Source organism: Mesorhizobium sp. B2-3-7 (genome assembly GCF_006442695.1).
Lineage (GTDB): Bacteria > Pseudomonadota > Alphaproteobacteria > Rhizobiales > Rhizobiaceae > Mesorhizobium.
Genome location: NZ_VFVV01000016.1, coordinates 103090 through 120378, shown reverse-complemented (window position 1 = coordinate 120378; position 17289 = coordinate 103090). Strand labels below are relative to the sequence as shown.

At 62.7% G+C, this 17289-nt stretch carries 16 protein-coding genes and 1 pseudogene; 8 read left to right on the top strand and 9 right to left on the bottom strand.

What is annotated here, in order from left to right:
- Positions 1-68: 68 nt before the first annotated feature.
- Positions 69-986 (bottom strand): site-specific tyrosine recombinase XerD, encoded by a 918-nt coding sequence (locus tag FJ940_RS25625; RefSeq protein WP_140513912.1) that lies wholly within the window; start codon positions 984-986, stop codon positions 69-71.
- A 22-nt stretch (positions 987-1008) separates the two neighbouring features.
- On the bottom strand, positions 1009-1161 hold the full coding sequence (locus FJ940_RS25620; RefSeq protein ID WP_140513945.1) for a histidine kinase: 153 nt from the start codon (positions 1159-1161) through the stop codon (positions 1009-1011).
- A 207-nt stretch (positions 1162-1368) separates the two neighbouring features.
- On the opposite strand from FJ940_RS25620, the gene FJ940_RS25615 reads away from it, so the two are divergent.
- The 3 genes from FJ940_RS25615 to FJ940_RS25605 are packed head-to-tail and all read left to right on the top strand — an operon-like array spanning position 1369 to position 4072.
- Positions 1369-1980: a shikimate kinase gene (locus FJ940_RS25615; RefSeq protein ID WP_140513911.1), complete on the top strand. Its 612-nt coding sequence runs from the start codon at positions 1369-1371 to the stop codon at positions 1978-1980.
- A complete protein-coding gene (aroB, locus tag FJ940_RS25610) occupies positions 1977-3182 on the top strand; it encodes a 3-dehydroquinate synthase (protein WP_246671086.1) in 1206 nt (401 codons plus the stop codon). The genes FJ940_RS25615 and aroB overlap by 4 nt, the downstream gene beginning before the upstream one ends.
- Complete coding sequence (locus FJ940_RS25605; protein WP_140513910.1) at positions 3179-4072, top strand: HlyC/CorC family transporter; 894 nt, start codon at positions 3179-3181, stop codon at positions 4070-4072. Before aroB ends, FJ940_RS25605 begins: the two co-directional genes overlap by 4 nt.
- A gap of 47 nt (positions 4073-4119) precedes the next feature.
- On the opposite strand, the gene FJ940_RS25600 is transcribed toward FJ940_RS25605, so the two are convergent.
- From FJ940_RS25600 to FJ940_RS25590, 3 genes are read right to left on the bottom strand one after another with little or no spacing between them, the layout of a single operon-like run.
- A complete protein-coding gene (locus FJ940_RS25600) occupies positions 4120-5664 on the bottom strand; it encodes a SpoVR family protein (RefSeq protein WP_140500756.1) in 1545 nt (514 codons plus the stop codon).
- A gap of 10 nt (positions 5665-5674) precedes the next feature.
- Entirely contained in the window at positions 5675-6985 is a 1311-nt protein-coding gene (locus FJ940_RS25595; protein ID WP_140565840.1) for a YeaH/YhbH family protein, read from the bottom strand.
- 19 nt (positions 6986-7004) lie between these two features.
- Positions 7005-8954, bottom strand: a complete 1950-nt coding sequence (locus FJ940_RS25590; protein WP_140500854.1) for a PrkA family serine protein kinase — start codon at positions 8952-8954, stop codon at positions 7005-7007.
- Positions 8955-9295: 341 nt separating this feature from the next.
- Here FJ940_RS25590 and FJ940_RS25585 point away from each other — a divergent pair, with 341 nt between their 5' ends.
- The gene (locus FJ940_RS25585) at positions 9296-10102 is read left to right on the top strand and encodes an alpha/beta hydrolase (RefSeq protein WP_140513908.1); all 807 of its coding nucleotides are present in this window, start codon (positions 9296-9298) and stop codon (positions 10100-10102) included.
- Between the two features lie 55 nt (positions 10103-10157).
- Here the strand turns inward: FJ940_RS25585 and FJ940_RS25580 are convergent, their stop codons facing one another.
- Positions 10158-10460: a BolA family protein gene (locus FJ940_RS25580; protein WP_140500759.1), complete on the bottom strand. Its 303-nt coding sequence runs from the start codon at positions 10458-10460 to the stop codon at positions 10158-10160.
- Positions 10461-10643: 183 nt separating this feature from the next.
- Between FJ940_RS25580 and FJ940_RS25575 the strand changes: the two genes are divergently transcribed.
- The 4 genes from FJ940_RS25575 to FJ940_RS25560 all read left to right on the top strand — a co-directional run bounded on the left by FJ940_RS25575 (position 10644) and on the right by FJ940_RS25560 (position 15309).
- A complete protein-coding gene (locus tag FJ940_RS25575) occupies positions 10644-11264 on the top strand; it encodes a J domain-containing protein (protein ID WP_140500760.1) in 621 nt (206 codons plus the stop codon).
- A 123-nt stretch (positions 11265-11387) separates the two neighbouring features.
- Entirely contained in the window at positions 11388-12374 is a 987-nt protein-coding gene (gene cobS / locus FJ940_RS25570; protein WP_140500761.1) for a cobaltochelatase subunit CobS, read from the top strand.
- 11 nt (positions 12375-12385) lie between these two features.
- Positions 12386-14284, top strand: a complete 1899-nt coding sequence (gene cobT / locus FJ940_RS25565) for a cobaltochelatase subunit CobT (protein WP_140513907.1) — start codon at positions 12386-12388, stop codon at positions 14282-14284.
- Complete coding sequence (locus FJ940_RS25560) at positions 14281-15309, top strand: esterase-like activity of phytase family protein (RefSeq protein WP_140513906.1); 1029 nt, start codon at positions 14281-14283, stop codon at positions 15307-15309. The genes cobT and FJ940_RS25560 overlap by 4 nt, the downstream gene beginning before the upstream one ends.
- Positions 15310-15396: 87 nt before the next feature.
- Here FJ940_RS25560 and FJ940_RS25555 read toward each other — a convergent pair.
- From FJ940_RS25555 to rpmB, 3 genes and pseudogenes are all read right to left on the bottom strand, one after another.
- A pseudogene (locus FJ940_RS25555) lies at positions 15397-16076 on the bottom strand (hypothetical protein).
- A 3-nt stretch (positions 16077-16079) separates the two neighbouring features.
- Entirely contained in the window at positions 16080-16763 is a 684-nt protein-coding gene (locus tag FJ940_RS25550) for a queuosine precursor transporter (protein ID WP_140565855.1), read from the bottom strand.
- Between the two features lie 164 nt (positions 16764-16927).
- The gene (rpmB, locus tag FJ940_RS25545) at positions 16928-17224 is read right to left on the bottom strand and encodes a 50S ribosomal protein L28 (RefSeq protein ID WP_140500766.1); all 297 of its coding nucleotides are present in this window, start codon (positions 17222-17224) and stop codon (positions 16928-16930) included.
- Between the last annotated feature and the right edge of the window lie 65 nt (positions 17225-17289).

The window sequence follows — 17289 nt, the reverse complement described above, 5'->3', positions numbered from 1 at the left end:
GACTGGCGGGACCCTGAAATCCGGGGCTCCGGGCGATGGAACGTCGCCCTCACATAGCGATATGAGGTCTAGTCGGCAAGCGGGTGATGATCGTTGACCAGCCGCACCAATCGCTCCTCCAGCACATGGGTATAGATCTGTGTCGTCGATATGTCGGCATGGCCAAGCAGTTGCTGGACGGCCCTGAGATCAGCCCCGTTCTGTAAGAGATGGCTGGCGAAAGCATGGCGAAGCACATGTGGCGAGACCTTGGCCGAGGCGATGCCGGCCCGGGCCGCCAGCCCCTTGAGGTCGCGAGCGAAGACCTGGCGCGAGAGGTAGCCGCTGTCCGACGCGGCAGGAAACAGGAACGGGCTGTCAGCGAAAGCGGGCACCTTGGCCCGGGCGGCGAGCCAGGCTCGCATCGCCGCGCGCGCCTTGGCCGACAGCGGCACCATGCGCTCCTTGTCGCCCTTGCCGCGCACCATGAAGAAACGGTCGTCGCGCTGCGCCACCGTCACCGGCAAGCCGACCAGTTCCGAAACGCGCAGGCCTGTCGCATAAAGCACTTCGACCAGCGCGTGCAGACGCAGCGCCGCCAGCCTGTCGCTGTCGCCGAGCCCGGCATCGCCGGCCTCCTGCGCGGCGCGGTCGATCAGCCGGCCGGTGTCGGCCTCGCTCATGGTCTTCGGCAGCGGGCGGCCTTTTTTCGGGCTGTCCAGCGTGCCGGTCGGGTCGTCGCGGCGCAGGCCCTCGGCGTAGAGGAATTTGAAGAACTGGCGGATCGCCGACAATTTGCGTGCCTGCGATGTCGGGGCGAAGCCGCGTGCGGCGATGTCGTCGAGATAGGCGCGGATGTCTTCGGCGCCGGCGCCGGCAAGACCGCCGGGGATTTCCTGCGAAGCGTCATCGAGGTCGCGGCGATAGGAGGAAAGCGTGTTTTCGGCGGCACCCCGCTCGGCGCTCATCATCTCCAGAAAGGCTTCGATGCGGGCAGCGCTGTTCATTTCCTGAAGTTTTTCTTCGGGCTCAGTTTTTCTTTGGGTTCAGCTTTTCCGCAGGGATGCGCACGCTCATTTCCGCCTTTTTCGGCTCGACGAACATCACCAACGCGAACATCGTACCATAGGCGATGCCCGCCAGAATCGCTGTTATCACGACAAGGCGAAACAGTGTCGGCATCAATCTTCGCCCGTCTTCTTGTTCTGCGTTTCCAAACCCTGTGCCCTTATGGGACGCCAATCCGGCCAATTCAAGCAAGAAGCTGAAGCGCGCCGGCAACTTCCAATGCAGCTGGTTCCTCGCTCGCGGGAGGCCAGCCTGCCTCAGTGCGCTTGACGCAACCGGGCTTTTCATGTCGATACGCCGGCAAAGAGGGCTTCGAGGCTGATGAACGCGCTACCAGCAAATCCTCCGGGCGGGAGCCATGCCGCGCTGCTGGGCAGGCTCGGCGGCCGCTCCATCGTCTTTGTCGGCCTGATGGGCGCCGGCAAGACCGCGATTGGCCGCAAGGTCGCCAGCGTGCTGGCGCTGCCTTTCATCGACAGCGACCAGGAGATCGAAAGCGTCTCGCGCATGACCGTTCCGGAACTGTTCGAACGCTATGGCGAAACCGAGTTCCGGGCGCTGGAGCAGCGCGTCATCCTGCGCGTGCTGGAAAACGGCCCGCAGGTGCTGTCGACCGGCGGCGGCGCCTTCATGAACGCACAGACGCGCGAGGCGATAGCGGCACATGGCGTGTCGGTATGGCTGAAGGCCGAACTCGACCTTTTGATGGACCGGGTCTCCAAGAAACAGAACCGGCCGCTGCTGAAGAGCCCCGATCCGCGTGGCGTGCTCGAGCGGCTGATGAGTGAACGCTATCCGGTCTATGCGACATCGGACGTCACCGTGCCGACCCGCGACGACCGCAAGGAAGTCATCGCGGCCGAGGTGGTGGAGGCGCTGTGCCGGCATTTCGATATCGCCCAGACCACTCCCGCGGGCGAGGTCGAACCGTGAACGCCAACGCAGCCGTTGCCGTCGAGGTCGGACTCGGCGAGCGGGCTTACGACATCCTGATCGGGCCGGGGCTTTTGTCGCGCGCCGGCGCCGAGATGTCGCGCCGCCTGCCGGGCCGACGCGCCGCAGTCGTGACCGACGAAAACGTCGCGGCGGCGCATCTCCATACGCTGAAGGCCGGTCTGCTGGAGAGCGGCATCGAGCCCGCCGTGATCACGCTGCCGCCCGGCGAGAAAACCAAGAGTTTCGCGCATCTCGAAGCGGTGGTGGACGGCGTCCTGGCCGCGAAGCTGGAACGCGGCGATGTCGTCATCGCCCTCGGCGGCGGCGTTATCGGCGACCTGGCCGGCTTTGCCGCCGGCATCGTGCGCCGCGGCATGAACTTCGTGCAGATCCCGACCTCGCTCCTGGCGCAGGTCGATTCCTCGGTCGGCGGCAAGACCGGCATCAACAGCGCGCGCGGCAAGAACCTGGTCGGCGTCTTCCACCAGCCGAAGCTGGTGCTGGCCGATACCGGAGTGCTCGATACGCTGCCGATCCGCGAATTTCGCGCCGGCTACGCCGAACTCGCCAAATACGGGCTGATCGACCGGCCCGAATTCTTCGCCTGGCTGGAGAAAAACTGGGCCAGAGTGTTCGCCGGCGGACCGGAGAGGGTGGAGGCCATCGCCGAGGCCTGCCGCGCCAAGGCCGATGTCGTTGCCCGCGACGAGTTCGAGACCGGCGACCGCGCGCTCCTCAATCTCGGCCACACGTTCGGCCATGCGCTGGAAGCCGCCACCCGATATGACGGCGCCCGCCTCGTACATGGCGAAGGGGTCGCCATCGGCATGGCGCTGGCGCATCGCTTCTCGTCACGACTCAACCTGGCCAGTCCAGACGATGCGGCGCGAGTCGAGGCGCATCTCAACACGGTGGGACTGCCGTGGCGGATGGCCGACATTCCGGGCGAACTGCCCGACGCCGATGCGCTGCTTGGCTTCATCACCCAGGACAAGAAAGTGTCGCGCGGCGCGCTGACCTTCATCCTGACGCGCGGCATCGGAGAGGCCTTCATCGCGAAGGACGTGCCGGCCTCGGAAGTGCTGTCGTTCCTCAGGGAGAACCACCCGAGCGCGACGGAAGGCCATCCGGGCCGGCAAGGCAGCCGTCCGGACAAGCAAAAGAGCCGTCTTGACAGGCAAGAGAGCCGTCCGAAATGAACGGGGCCGGCTGGATCGTCGTCGCTGTCCTTGCCGTCCTCATCGTGTTGGCCGTCGCCATGCGCACGCGCCTGCTTGCCGCTTTCGGCTATGAACTGTCGCGCATCGAGCCGCAGCGTTCGAGCGGGGACGAGCTGCGCGGCGCCGTCGACGATTTCCGCCGTGACGGCCAGGTGGTGCGCGAGGAGCGCGACCGCGTCGGCGGGTTGTTCGACCTCGAAGAGCTCGAAGTTTCCGACGTCATGGTCCACCGCACCAATATGCGCTCGGTCAATGCCGACAATGCGCCGGAAGCCGTGGTGCGCGAGATCCTCCAGAGCCCGCACACCCGCATGCCTTTGTGGAAGGGGTCGCTCGACAACATTGTCGGCGTGCTGCACGCCAAGGATCTGCTGCGCGCCCTCAACGATGTCGGCAACGACTTCTCCAGGATCGATGTGATGAAGATCGCGTCAAAGCCCTGGTTCGTGCCCGATACCACGACATTGCAGGAACAGCTCAACGCCTTCCTGCGCCGCAAGGCGCATTTCGCCGTCGTCGTCGACGAGTATGGCGAGGTCGAAGGGCTGGTGACGCTGGAGGACATCATCGAGGAGATTGTCGGCGAGATCGCCGACGAGCACGATGTCGACATACAGGGCGTCAAGCAGGAGGCGGACGGTTCCGTCGTCGTCGACGGAACCGTGCCGATCCGCGACCTGAACCGGGCGCTCGATTGGGACCTGCCGGACGAGGAGGCAACCACCATCGCCGGCCTGGTCATCCATGAGACGCAGTCGATCCCCGAGGAGAAGCAGGCCTTCACCTTCCACGGCAAGCGTTTCATCGTCATGAAACGCGACAAGAACCGCGTCGCCAGGCTCAGGATCAGGCCGGCAGGCGACAGCTGAACGGTCCATCGTGTCGCAGACACGCACAACCGCGTCATCCCTGATGCTCAACAGTCCTTGGTCGAGCGTTCGCCGACCATTGCGTCGGTGTCGGCGTCGACGGCCGCCAAGCTGACTTCATAGCCCCAGAGATGCCGGATGTGGCGAAGGGTCGCGTCGCGGCTGTCATTCTCCAGCACGACCCCATTCTTCACCTTGTGCTGTAGCCGCAAATGCCGGTCGCCGAGCAGGTCCACGTCCACAACCTGGATGTCGGGCCGGCTCGCGCCCACATCATAGCTGTGGGCCAGCGCGGCGCGTATGTTGTTGTAGCCCCGCTCGTTGTGGATCGATGCGACTTCGTAGTGCGGTTGGTCGGCTCCATCGGCCAGGACGAAGAGCCGCCATTTTCGTATCAAGGTCGGGCTGAGATACTGGCGAATGAAGGATTCGTCGCGGTGGTTGGCCCAGGCGTCGAGCAGCGTCTCAAGCCAGTCGCCACGGCCGGCTATGTCCGGGAACCAGTCGCGATCTTCGGCTGTCGGCTCGGTCGAGATGCGCTGAATGTCCTGCATCATGTCAAGCCCGAGCGCGTAGGGGTTGATGCCGGAAAACCGCTGGTCGTCGAAGGATGGCTGGAAGATCACGTTCGAGTGGTTGCGCAGGATTTCGAGCATCGCGCCTTCGGTGATCCGGCCACGGTCGAACAGCATGTTCATGAGCGTGTAGTGCACGAAAGTGGCGCAGCCTTCGTTCATCACCTGGGTTTGCCGCTGCGGGTAAAAATACTGCGCAATGACGCGGACGATCCTGAGGATCTCGCGCTGCCAGGGTTCGAGGACAAGGCTGTTCTTCTCAAGGAAATAGAGCAGGTTTTCCTCGGGCAGATTGAGCGATTTCTTCCGCTCCGACACGCCTTCATCGCCCGCTTCGGAGTTGTCGGCGTCCTGCGCGGGCGGCAGGGTGCGCCATAAGTCATTGTAGGAACGCTCCTCGTATTCGAGGCGCTCGCGAAGTCCCTCGCGCTGCTGCTCCGACGACAGTTTCGGCGGCCGGTGATACCGGAACACGCCTTGCTCCATCAGCGCGTGTGCGGAATCGAGAATGGCTTCCACGGCAGCCAGGCCGTGCCGCTCCTCGCACCGGGCGATGTAGCCCTTGGCAAAGTCCAGATAGCTCAGGATTCCTCCGGCATCCGTCCATTGGCGGAAAAGGTAATTGTTCTTGAAGAAGTGATTGTGTCCAAGTGCTGCATGGGCGGTCACCAAGGCCTGCAGCGCCATGGTGTTTTCCTCCATCAGGTAGACGATGCAGGGATTGGAATTGATGACCAATTCATAGGCCAGCCCGCGACCGCCTTTGCGATAGAGAAGCTCGTTGTAGAGGAAATGCTTGCCGAACGACCAATGCCGGTACATCAGCGGCATGCCGACCGACGAGTAGGCGTCGAGCATCTGCTCGGAAGAGATGACCTCCATCTGCACCGGATAGGTGTCGAGATGAAGCTGGTCGACCGCAATCGCCTCGATCTCCTCATAGACCCGCGACAGCTTTTTGAAATCCCAGTCGGATCCGGAGAAAAGCAACCCCGATTTGTTGGCCTGGCCAGCCATCCGGCACCCCTTACGCGCTCTTGGCCATAGCCGGCTGCCTGGCGAAAAGCTGGCGAAATACCGGGTAGATATCGGCCGGAGCGGCGATGCGCCTCATCTGGAAGTTCGGCCATTTTTGCTCGACGGCGCTATAGGCGCGCCAGAGCGAGGTGCCATTTTCGGTCGAGCCGAAAATATGACTTTCGCGTTCGTCGATGATCTCCACATAGGCGAAATACTGGCACAGGCGCATGAGCTTGCCGTGGAGCAGTTCTATGCAGCGCTGCGAGTCGGTGGCGAAATTGTCGCCGTCCGAAGCCTGGGCGGCATAGATGTTCCACTCCGTGGCCGGATAGCGTTGTTCTATGATGCGTTGCATTTCCTCCAGCGCGGTGGAAACGACCGTGCCTCCGCTTTGCGTGCAGTAGAAGAATGTCTCTTCGTCCACCTCCTGGGCCTCGTGCGTGTGGCGGATGAAGACGATCTCCGTGCGCTCATAGCGTCGGGTCAGGAACAGGTGCAGCAGAACGAAGAAGCGCTTGGCCAAATCCTTCTCGCGCTCGCCCATCGACCCGGAGACGTCCATCAGGCAGAACATGACGGCGCTGGCATTCGGCACCGGCTGCGGGTCGAAGCGATTGAAGCGGATGTCGACGGGATCGACAAAGGCAATGCGCTTTCGGCGGCGCTCCAGCCGCTCGAGTTCCTCCCGCAAAGTCAAGATGCGTTCGCGGGTCGCGGCATTTGGCGGCTTCGATTCCAGTTTGGCGAGCTGCCGGAGGATCTCATCCAGCTCCGGCTGCTTTGGGCGCCCAAGCGCGATACGGCGGGCGTGGCTGTTTCGCATCGTGCGCCCGACATTGATGTTGGTCGGTGATCCTGTTGCCGCAAAACCTGCCCGCCTTGGCTTGAATGCGAGTATCTGCTTGAGATTGAGCTTGACCAGATCCGGCAGTTCGAGATCCTCGAAAAAGAGGTCGAGAACTTCCTCGCGCGAAAGCACGAAGCGAAAGTCGTCCTCGGATGCCGTGTTTCCCGGCGACGAGGAGCCTGCGCCGCCCTGCCCGGGTTTGGGCACCAGGTCACCGGGAATGAACGTCCTGTTTCCTGGCAGGATGTGCTGGCGCCGGCCGCTGTCCCTGGCATCGCTGAAGGTCGGTTCGCTGGTGCCTCTGTGAGGCATCGGCACGGCATGCCCGCTGTCCACATCGGCGATCCGGCCCGTCCTTATCTGGTCACGGATGCTCCGCTTGAGTTCTTCCCGCGCGCGCCTGAGAAAGCGCTGGCGATTGCCCAGGTTCTTGTCCTTCGGATTGAGGCGGCGGTCGATGAAGATCGGCATGGAACCATCCGGGCTTTTCTCAGCCCGCCTTGTTCACGCGCATGTACCAGTCGACCAGCCGTCGTACCTGCCGCTCGGTGTAGCCGCGTTGCACCATGCGCTGCACGAATTCATTGTGCCGCTTTTCCGTGACGCTGTCCTGCTTGGAGCCGAAACTGATCACCGGCAGAAGATCTTCGACTTGGCCGAACATGCGCTTCTCGATAACCTCGCGCAGCTTTTCGTAGCTTGTCCATGATGGGTTGCGGCCGTGGTTGCGTGCCCGGGCACGCAGCGTGAACTTGACCACTTCGTTGCGGAAATCCTTGGGGTTGGCGATGCCGGCCGGTTTTTCGACCTGCGACAATTCCTTGTCCAATATCTCGCGATTGAGGATCTGGCCCGTATCGGGATCCTTGTAGTCCTGATCTTCGATCCAGGCATCGGCATAGGCGATGTAGCGGTCGAATAGGTTCTGGCCATACTCGCTGTACGATTCCAGATAGGCCTTCTGGATCTCGTGGCCGATGAACTCGGCATAGCGCGTTGCCAGTTCCGACTTGATGAACTCGAGATAGCTCGCTTCCGTCTCCTTTGGGAACTGCTCGCGCTTGATCGCCTCTTCCAGGATGTACATCAGGTGCACGGGATCCGCCGCGACCTCGTTGGTGTCGTAGTTGAATGTCTGCGACAGGATCTTGAAGGCGAAGCGCGTGCTTACGCCGGTCATGCCCTCGTCGACGCCGGCGGCGTCGCGATATTCCTGAACCGACTTGGCCCGGGGGTCGACCTCCTTGAGGTTTTCGCCGTCATAGGCGCGCATCTTGGTGTAGAGCGGCGAATTGTCGTGCTCGGCAAGACGGGTCGAGACCGTGAACCGGCTGAGAATATCCAGCACTTCAGGTGCGCAGGGGCTGCCGGCCAGCTCGCTCTCGCGCAACAGTTTCTCGTAGATATGCCTTTCTTCGGTGATCCGCAGGCAATACGGCACCTTGACCACGAGGATGCGGTCGAGAAAGGCCTCATTATTCTTGTTGTTCTTGAACTGTTGCCACTCCGATTCGTTGGAATGGGCAACGATGATGCCCTGATAGGGGAAGGCGCCGAAATTCTCGGTGCCGTTATAGCTGCCTTCCTGGGTCGCCGTCAGCAGCGGATGCAGGACCTTGATGGGCGCCTTGAACATCTCGACGAATTCGAGCAGGCCTTGCGTGGTCCGGTTCAGCCCGCCGCTGTAGGAATAAGCGTCCGGATCGGACTGGCTGAAATCCTCCAATTGCCTGATGTCGACCTTGCCAACCAGAGCCGAGACATCCTGATTGTTCTCGTCGCCAGGCTCCGTCTTGGCTATAGCGATCTGGCGCAGCCGCGAGGGCATCAATTTCACCACGCTGAATTTGGAAATGTCGCCAGACAATTCATCAAGCCGCTTGGCCGCCCAGGGCGAGATAATGCCGTTGAGGCGACGCCGGGCTATGCCGTATTTGTCCTCCAGCAGATCGCCCATGCGATCGGGATGGAACAGGCCGAGCGGCGACTCGAAAATCGGACTGATCTGATTGCCGGCCTTGAGCGTGTAGATCGGGCGTTCCTCCATCAGTTTCTTCAGCCGTTCGGCCAGGGAGGACTTGCCGCCGCCGACAGGGCCGAGGAGATAGAGGATCTGCTTGCGCTCCTCGAGCCCCTGCGACGCATAGCGGAAATAGCCGGCGATGCGTTCGATCGTATCCTCCATTCCGTAGAAATCGGAGAAGGTGGGATACACCTTGACCGTGCGGTTGGAGAAAATGCGGCCGAGCCGCTCGTCCTTGCTGGTGTCGACCAGGTTCGGCTCGCCGATTGCCTCGACCATCCGTTCCGGCGCCGAGGCATACATTGACTTGTCTTCCCGGCAGGCAAGGAGATACTGCTGGAGGCTTATTTCCTCCTGGCCCGCGTTTGCATAAATCTCCGAAAACAGATCGAAGACGTCGGACTGGTTCTCACCCATGATGGTTGCCCTCAGAGCCATTCTGGCTGCCGCCCGGCTCATCTCATTCAACTACCGGGATGCATTGTGGTTCCCTCCACATTGGAGAGAGAGCGTGTATCTGCATCGAACTTGGACAGCACACAGTTACAATGCTCGTCTGATATCTCAGGTGGTGATGGCCAGAGGAGACCGTCAAGGGCAAATATCGATTTCGTGAACCGAACGGCAAAGCGAGTGCATTGATGCGGCTGGTACGGTGTTGAATCAGATCGTTGAGCACTCCCAAGTCTAACGGGATGCTCGTGGTGCGTGCGGGCATTCCTCGTCTACATATCGGGCCCAACGATCGGGAGATTGCGATGATCGATCGACGAAGCCTTATTCTGGTCTCCGCGGCGGCGATGTTGCCATTGGGCACATCGGTCGCATGGGGCCAGCGCCAACCCGTGCCGACAACCTTCGATTACGGGCCGGCCAAGCTCGATATCTATGCGCCGGATGGCGCACGCGGATTGCCGGTCGTCTTCTTCGTCCATGGCGGCGCCTGGCGCTCCGGCAAGCGCTCGCAGGTCAACGCGAAGCCGGCCTTCCTGCTCGCCAACGGGTTTTGCCTGGTCTCCATCGACTATCGCATGCTGCCCGAAGCGGAGGCCGCCACCCAGGCCGACGATGTCGAAAAGGCCTATGCCTATGTCCGCGCCAACATTGCCCGGCATGGCGGCGATGCCAGGCGCATCGTGGCCATGGGCCATTCGGCCGGTTGCCACCTCGTTGCGCTGACCGGCATGCGCGGCGGTCTACCGGGTGTCGCCGCGCTGCTTCTCGACGACACCAGGGCCTATGACCTCACCGCGCTTTCCAGGAATGGCGGCATGGCGGGGGCCTATGCGCGGGCCTTCCCCGATCCCGCGCAATGGGCGGCGTTGTCGCCGGCCAGTTATGTAGATGGCCGCAAGCACCCGCCGACCTTCATCGCCTACTCAGGCGCTTCGGGCCGGGACGGGGACTCCAAGGCGTTCGCCGAGCGCTTGCGCGCCACCGGCACCAAGGTGACGCTGTTCGACGGCAGCGCCTATACGCACATGTCGATCAACCGCGATTTCGGCGAGGATGGCGACGCCTTGACCGGGGCGGCACTGGCATTCCTGAAATCGGCGGTTGGGTGATTGCGGCATCGAAACGGAGCTCTGAACGTCACCGCGAGGAGCGAGGAGGACCGGCCTACCAGCGCGTCTTTTCGCCGGGAGCCGCCGGTTCGATCGCCAGCGCGTGCAGGCCAGCCTTCAATTCGTCGGCCAAAAGCGCGTTGACCGCGCGGTGGCGCTCGATGCGGCTCATGCCGGCAAAATCCGGCGAAACAATGCGGACGCGGAAATGCGTCTCGCCGGTGCCGTCGAACGTAGCCTGGTGGCCGGATTCCACATGATGATGGCCGGCGTGCAGATGGCTTTCGTTGATGACGACCAGCCGCTCCGGCGAAAATGCCTTGCTCAACTTGTCTTCCATGGTTGCCTGTATGGACATTGCCGTCTCCCTTCACCACATATCGCCAGCGGGATCGCGGAAGCCGAACCGACTTCGTTGCATGTCGCGCTTCAACAAAATCGGTCCTTCGCCTGCTTTATGCCGCGATTCAGCGGTTAGGGCGATCATCGCGAAAATGTCAATTCTTGTTTCGCATCTGCGAACGCCCCATAAATGGGTTAGATGAAGCCGTATCCCAAATATTTCGAGAAGATCCGCATCCGCCAGGAGAAGGACGCGGAGCTGAAGTCGCACGCGCCGATCTGCCAGTGGGATGGCTGCAAGGAGGCGGGCACCCATCGCGCTCCGGTCGGGCGCATGAAGGAGGGCGAGTATTTCCGCTTCTGCTTCGACCATGTGCGCGAGTACAACAAGGGTTTCAACTATTTTTCCGGCGTTCCGGACACCGAGGTCGCCCGTTTCCAGAAGGAGGCGATGACCGGCCATCGGCCGACCTGGAAGATGGGCGTCAACGGCGCCTCGACGCGCTCGTCTCCCGATATGGCGCAGATGCGCTCCGGCCGCGCCGGCTACTACAACCGGATGCGCGACCCGTTCGACCTGTTCAAGGGGCCGAAAGATCCCCGCGAGGTGCGCGAGCGCAAGGCCAAGCCGCTTGAGGCCAAGGCGCTGGAAACGCTTGGCCTTGATACAAAGGCGACTGGCAAGGAGATCAAGGCGCGCTATAAGGAACTGGTGAAGCGTCACCATCCGGATGCGAATGGCGGCGACAGAGGTTCGGAAGACCGGTTCCGCGATGTGCTCCAGGCCTATCGCGTGCTCAAGCAGGCGGGTTTGTGCTGAGCGACCCAACGGTTCGTGTCGTTTTCCAACTTTCATAAGGGTGGAAAAGGCTCTAAGACCGCCCCCGGAGAAAATCGATTGCCGGCGAAATCAGTCGTTTCGCCCGTGGAGACGTGGATAGAGATGAACAAGGTCGATCGCGACATCGCCAACCTACCCGACACCACGGTGTCGGTGAAGGACAAATTCGGCTTCGACTCCAAGATGGTGGTGCCGGCCTATTCGGTCACCAGCGAACATGTGCCCGACATCGATCCCGACTATCTTTTCGACAAGGCGACGACGATGGCGATCCTCGCCGGCTTCGCCTACAACCGGCGCGTCATGGTCTCGGGCTATCACGGCACCGGCAAATCGACCCATATCGAGCAGGTCGCGGCCCGCCTCAACTGGCCTTGCGTGCGCGTCAATCTCGACAGCCATGTCAGCCGCATCGACCTCGTCGGCAAGGACGCGATCGTGGTCAAGGACGGCTTGCAGATCACCGAATTCCGCGACGGCATTCTGCCCTGGGCCTACCAGCACAATGTGGCGCTGTGCTTCGACGAGTATGACGCCGGCCGTCCGGACGTGATGTTCGTCATCCAGCGCGTGCTGGAATCGTCTGGTCGGCTGACGCTGCTCGACCAGAGCCGCGTCATCCGTCCGCATCCGGCGTTCCGGCTGTTCTCGACCGCCAACACGGTCGGGTTGGGCGACACCACCGGCCTCTATCACGGCACCCAGCAGATCAACCAGGCGCAGATGGACCGCTGGTCGATCGTCACCACGCTGAACTACCTGCCGCACGACAATGAGGTGAATATCGTGCTGGCCAAGGCCAAGCACTATCGCGACGGCAAGGGCAAGGACATCGTCAACAAGATGGTGCGCGTCGCAGACATGACGCGCTCGGCCTTCATCAATGGCGATCTGTCGACCGTGATGAGCCCGCGTACCGTCATCACCTGGGCCGAGAATGCCGAGATCTTCGGCAATATCGGCATGGCGTTCCGGCTGACCTTCCTCAACAAATGCGACGAACTGGAGCGCTCGGTGGTGGCCGAGTTCTACCAGCGCGCCTTCGGCGAGGATCTGCCGGAGAGCGCCGCCAATGTGGTGCTGGGCTAAGCAGAGCCTCGATGGCGGGTCCGGGCGACAATACGCGCAACAAGTCGAAGACGGGCTCTGAAGCCGACAGCTTCAAGCGCGCCGTCACCGTCTGCATGCGCGCCATCGCCGGCGACAAGGAGCTGGAAGTCGGCTTCGCCAAGGACCGCCCGGCGCTCGCCGGCAGCCGCGCCCGGCTGCCGGAATTGCCCAAGAAAGCGTCCAAGGCCGACATAGCCATCACCCGCGGCCTCGGCGATTCCATGGCGCTCAAGCGCGCCTGCCATGACGTGCGCATCCACAGCAGACTGGCGCCGGAAGGCAAGGCGGCCCGCGCCATCTACGACGCGGTCGAACAGGCGCGCGTCGAGGCGATCGGCAGCCGCGCCATGCAAGGGGTCGCCGACAATATAGGCTCGATGCTGGAGGACAAATACGCCAAGGCCAATCTCGTCGACGTCAAGGATAAGGCCGACGCCCCGATCGAGGAGGCGCTGGCGCTGATGGTGCGCGAGAAGCTGACCGGCCGGCCGATTCCCAAGAGCGGCGAGCGGCTGGTCGAGCTCTGGCGCCCCTGGGTCGAGGAAAAGGCCAGCGCCGACCTCGACGGGCTGTCGTCCAAGCTCGACGACCAGCAGGCCTTCGCCCGCGTCGTGCGTGAAATGCTCGCCTCCATGGAAATGGCCGAGGAACTCGGCGACGAGCAGGAGACCGAAGACTCGGAGGACAATGACGATAACCAGCCGCAAGGCGAGGAACAGAGCGAGGAAGGCGGCGAGGACGATTCCGGCTCCGAACAGTCGCAGTCCGAGGATGCCGAGGCTTCCTCTGACGACGAGCAGTCGGCCGAGACCGAAGCCTCCGACGCCACTGCCGACGATTTGTCCGACGACGACGATGCCGATGCCGAGACGCCCGGTGAGGCGCGCCGCAACGACAACCCTTTCACCAACCTTCCGAAGGAGATCGATTACAAGGTCTTCACGTCAGCTTTCGACGAGACGGTGGGGGCGGAGGAGCTTTGCGAGGAAGAAGAGCTTGACCGGCTGCGCGCCTTTCTCGACAAGCAACTCGCCAACCTGTCCGGCGTCGTCGGCCGGCTGGCCAACCGTTTGCAGCGCCGCCTGATGGCGCAGCAGAACCGGTCGTGGGATTTCGACCTGGAGGAGGGCTATCTCGATCCGGCACGGTTGGTGCGCGTCGTCATCGATCCGATGCAGCCGCTGTCTTTCAAGCAGGAGCGCGACACCAAATTCCGCGACACGGTGGTGACGCTGGTGCTCGACAATTCGGGTTCCATGCGCGGCCGGCCGATCACAGTGGCCGCCACCTGCGCCGACATTCTGGCGCGCACGCTGGAACGCTGCGGCGTTTCGGTCGAGATTCTGGGCTTCACCACGCGCGCCTGGAAAGGCGGGCAGGCCCGCGAGAAGTGGCTGAAGGACGGCAAGCCGCCGAATCCGGGCCGGCTGAACGACCTGCGCCACATCATCTACAAGTCGGCCGACCATCCCTGGCGGCGGGCACGGCGCAATCTCGGCCTGATGATGCGCGAAGGCCTGCTCAAGGAAAACATCGATGGCGAGGCGCTGCTGTGGGCGCATAACCGGCTGATCGCCCGGCCAGAGCAGCGCAAGATCCTGATGATGATCTCCGACGGCGCGCCGGTCGACGATTCGACGCTGTCGGTCAATCCGGGCAATTATCTCGAGCGCCATCTGCGCGCCGTCATCGAACTGATCGAGACGCGCTCGCCGGTCGAGCTGCTTGCCATCGGCATCGGCCATGACGTCACCCGCTATTACCGGCGCGCCGTCACCATTGTCGATGCCGAGGAACTGGCCGGCGCCATGACCGAGCAATTGGCTTCGCTGTTCGCCGAGGAAAGCGCACGCGATACGCGGCGCGGCGGCATGCGGCGCGCCGGATGATCTTTTCGCACGGCGGATTTCGACAAGCACTTTTCGCCGCCATCGCCCTGTTTGCCGGTGCAGCCCCGGTGCCATCCAGTTCGGCCGGCGCGACCTCGGTTGAACCGGTCGAGGTCTCGGCCCGCCCGATCACCGAATTCCGTATAGGCCGTGCCGACAAGCAATTCGGTCCGCTCGAATTCGTCGGCGGGCTGGAGATGACGTCGCCGTCGCGCGATTTCGGCGCGCTGTCGGCCTTCCGTTTCCTGAAAGGCGGTCGCGACTTCGTCGGCGTCGCCGATACCGGATTCTGGTTCTTCGGCACCGTGACCCATGATGCGGACAAGCGCCCGTCAGGCATCGGGGACTTCCGCATGGAACAGATGGTCGATGCATCGGGCCAGCCGATCGACGAGAAATCGGAAGTCGATGCCGAGGGGCTTTCCGTCAAGGACGGCATTGCCACCGTGGGTTTCGAGCGCAACCATCGCGTCGCCCAGTTCAAAATTGGCCCCTACGATATGAAGGCGCCGTTCAGGCAGATGGATTTCCTGGTTCCGGCATGGGAGCTGCGCCGGAACCGAGGCTTCGAGACCGTCACCCACGCCAATGCCAATGGCCGCCACCAAGGTGGCCTGGTCGTGGTGTCGGAAAAGAGCTTGGACAAGGCCGGCAACATCTATGCCGCCATCATCGAAGGTCCGCACAAGGGCGTCTTCACCGTCAAGCGCAACGGCGATTTCGATATCACCGATGGGGCTTTCCTGCCGGATGGCGACCTTCTGCTGCTGGAGCGCAGTTTCACGATGGCAGGAGGCCTCAAGATGCGGCTGCGGCGCATTGATGGCGAGACCGTCGAGAAGGGCGCGGTCGCCGACGGTCCGGTGCTGCTGGAAGCCGATATGGGTTACCAGATCGACAATATGGAAGGGCTCGACGTCTGGAAGCGCGAAGACGGCGCGCTGATGGTGTCGCTGATCTCCGACGACAACCACTCGATCCTGCAGCGCAATCTCTACCTGGAATTCATTTTGCACCAGGACTGATTTGGCGCTCCAGCTGCGAAGCTGAAGTTGAAGGTATTCAACGCCGGCTTCGATTTGGTCGGCTATTCATCAAATGACGGCGTCCGCTCAGGGTCGCGAGCCGTTGGTGGCGATCCAGATGACATGACGCGCGCCGCGCTTGCCGTTGGCGCGCGTGCTCACCTCCTCGACCGCGAAACCTGCCTGCTTCAGCCGCCGGGTGAAGCCGCTGTCCGGCCCTTGCGACCACACGGCAAGCACGCCGCCGGGCTTCAGTGCGGTGCGCGCTGCCGCCAGGCCCTGCAGGCTGTACAGCGCGTCGTTGGATTTGTGAACGATGCCGTCCGGGCCGTTGTCGACATCGAGCAGGATGGCGTCCCAGACCGCGGGCCGGGATCTTATAAACTGCCCGACATCGGCCTCCCGGACGATGACGCGCGGATCGTCGAGACAGCCACCAAACAGCTCGGCCATCGGCCCTCGTGCCCACGCGACGACCGCCGGCACCAACTCCGCGACAGTGATTTCGGCATTCTCGCCCAACTCGGCGAGAGCGGCGCGCAGCGTAAAACCCATGCCAAGGCCGCCGATCAGCATTCTCGGCTGTCTGCGGCCGGCGATCCTCTGACAGGAGAGCCTGGCCAACGCTTCTTCCGAGCCGCTGAGGCGGCTGTTCATCAACTCGTTGGTCCCAGCATGATCGAGAATTCGGAACCGCGCCGCTTGAGCCGAAGCTCCTGCGCGCCATCCGGGGTTTTCGCGGAGTCCAGCTGGATCCAGGGAATCACGGCCTAGACCGCAGCAACAGCCGGCTGGCTCCAGCGGGCGGCGAGCAGCCGATAGGGGATCAGTGCCACGACGGCGATGATCAGCTTCACGCTGAGGTCGCCAAGCGCCCAGGAGACCCAACGCATGGCCTCGACCGGCAGCACGCCCATCAGCGGCGCCGTTTCCAGCGCAAAACTGTCGCTTGGGCCAGCGAAGGCGAAAGCCGCGGAGAAAGCGACGCTGAAGAACACGACGGTGTCGAACACCGAGCCGACCAGCGTGCCGACGATCGGCGCCCGCCACCAGCTCTGTCGGCGCAGACGGTTGAACACGGTCACGTCGAGCAATTGCGCGGTGAGGAAGGCCGCGCCGGACGCCGCCGCGATGCGCACCAGCCGGTCGGCGGCGGTCTCGAATTCGATGAAACCATGGCGGAACAGGAAGGGCGGCACGAGGATCGAGCAGACCACCGCCGTCATGAAGCCGACAAAGACGATCCGGCGCGCCACGGCAGGCCCGTAGCGGCGATTGGCAAGGTCGGTGACTAGAAAGGAGAACGGGTAGGTGAAGGCGCCCCAGGTGAGCAGGTCGGCCAGCGACAAGCCGCCAATCCGACCCTGCATCGGGAACTGCACGAGGATATTCGATGCCACGACGACAAGCGCCATGGCGGCCACGAAGGGCAGGTATCGCGAGAAGGAAGTCATTTTTTTATCCTGGGTAATGGAACCAGCGGAGCGTCATGCCGAAACCGGATCGCGCTCGCTTTGTTCGAGCATCGGATTTCCGAAACCGCCTTGCGGACGGCGACCCGATGTCCAAGGCCAACAAGAGGTTGGCCAGGGCGGTTGTCCCCCGCCTTGAAACGGTATTACGCCGCAGCCTGCTCGGCGAGCTTCTTGGCGATCTGCTTCTTCAAGAGGCGCGCGCGCTGCGACAGCTCCTTGACGTCAGCCTTGGCCAGGAAGGCGTCCAGACCGCCGCGATGCTCGACCGAACGCAGCGCGTTGGCGGAAATGCGCAGGCGCACATTCTGGTTCAGCGCTTCCGAAATCAGCGTCACATTGACGAGGTTCGGCAGGAAGCGACGCTTGGTCTTGTTGTTGGCGTGGCTCACATTGTTGCCGGTCTGGACTGCCTTGGCAGTGAGTTCGCAGGTGCGGGACATGGTTCTAACCTTCAGTTCTCTCGGGGACCTGCCAAACCTTCGTGCCCACGCCGGGTGGCGCGCGG

What these genes read in the sequence shown, in the direction of transcription:
- FJ940_RS25625 (WP_140513912.1), bottom strand. Translation starts at nt 986, where the DNA reads ATGAACAGCGCTGCCCGCATCGAAGCCTTTCTGGAGATGATGAGCGCC.
- FJ940_RS25620 (WP_140513945.1), bottom strand. Translation starts at nt 1,161, where the DNA reads ATGCCGACACTGTTTCGCCTTGTCGTGATAACAGCGATTCTGGCGGGC.
- FJ940_RS25615 (WP_140513911.1), top strand. Translation starts at nt 1,369, where the DNA reads ATGAACGCGCTACCAGCAAATCCTCCGGGCGGGAGCCATGCCGCGCTG.
- FJ940_RS25605 (WP_140513910.1), top strand. Translation starts at nt 3,179, where the DNA reads ATGAACGGGGCCGGCTGGATCGTCGTCGCTGTCCTTGCCGTCCTCATC.
- FJ940_RS25600 (WP_140500756.1), bottom strand. Translation starts at nt 5,664, where the DNA reads ATGGCTGGCCAGGCCAACAAATCGGGGTTGCTTTTCTCCGGATCCGAC.
- FJ940_RS25595 (WP_140565840.1), bottom strand. Translation starts at nt 6,985, where the DNA reads ATGCCGATCTTCATCGACCGCCGCCTCAATCCGAAGGACAAGAACCTG.
- FJ940_RS25590 (WP_140500854.1), bottom strand. Translation starts at nt 8,954, where the DNA reads ATGGGTGAGAACCAGTCCGACGTCTTCGATCTGTTTTCGGAGATTTAT.
- FJ940_RS25585 (WP_140513908.1), top strand. Translation starts at nt 9,296, where the DNA reads ATGATCGATCGACGAAGCCTTATTCTGGTCTCCGCGGCGGCGATGTTG.
- FJ940_RS25580 (WP_140500759.1), bottom strand. Translation starts at nt 10,460, where the DNA reads ATGTCCATACAGGCAACCATGGAAGACAAGTTGAGCAAGGCATTTTCG.
- FJ940_RS25575 (WP_140500760.1), top strand. Translation starts at nt 10,644, where the DNA reads ATGAAGCCGTATCCCAAATATTTCGAGAAGATCCGCATCCGCCAGGAG.
- cobS (WP_140500761.1), top strand. Translation starts at nt 11,388, where the DNA reads ATGAACAAGGTCGATCGCGACATCGCCAACCTACCCGACACCACGGTG.
- cobT (WP_140513907.1), top strand. Translation starts at nt 12,386, where the DNA reads ATGGCGGGTCCGGGCGACAATACGCGCAACAAGTCGAAGACGGGCTCT.
- FJ940_RS25560 (WP_140513906.1), top strand. Translation starts at nt 14,281, where the DNA reads ATGATCTTTTCGCACGGCGGATTTCGACAAGCACTTTTCGCCGCCATC.
- FJ940_RS25550 (WP_140565855.1), bottom strand. Translation starts at nt 16,763, where the DNA reads ATGACTTCCTTCTCGCGATACCTGCCCTTCGTGGCCGCCATGGCGCTT.
- rpmB (WP_140500766.1), bottom strand. Translation starts at nt 17,224, where the DNA reads ATGTCCCGCACCTGCGAACTCACTGCCAAGGCAGTCCAGACCGGCAAC.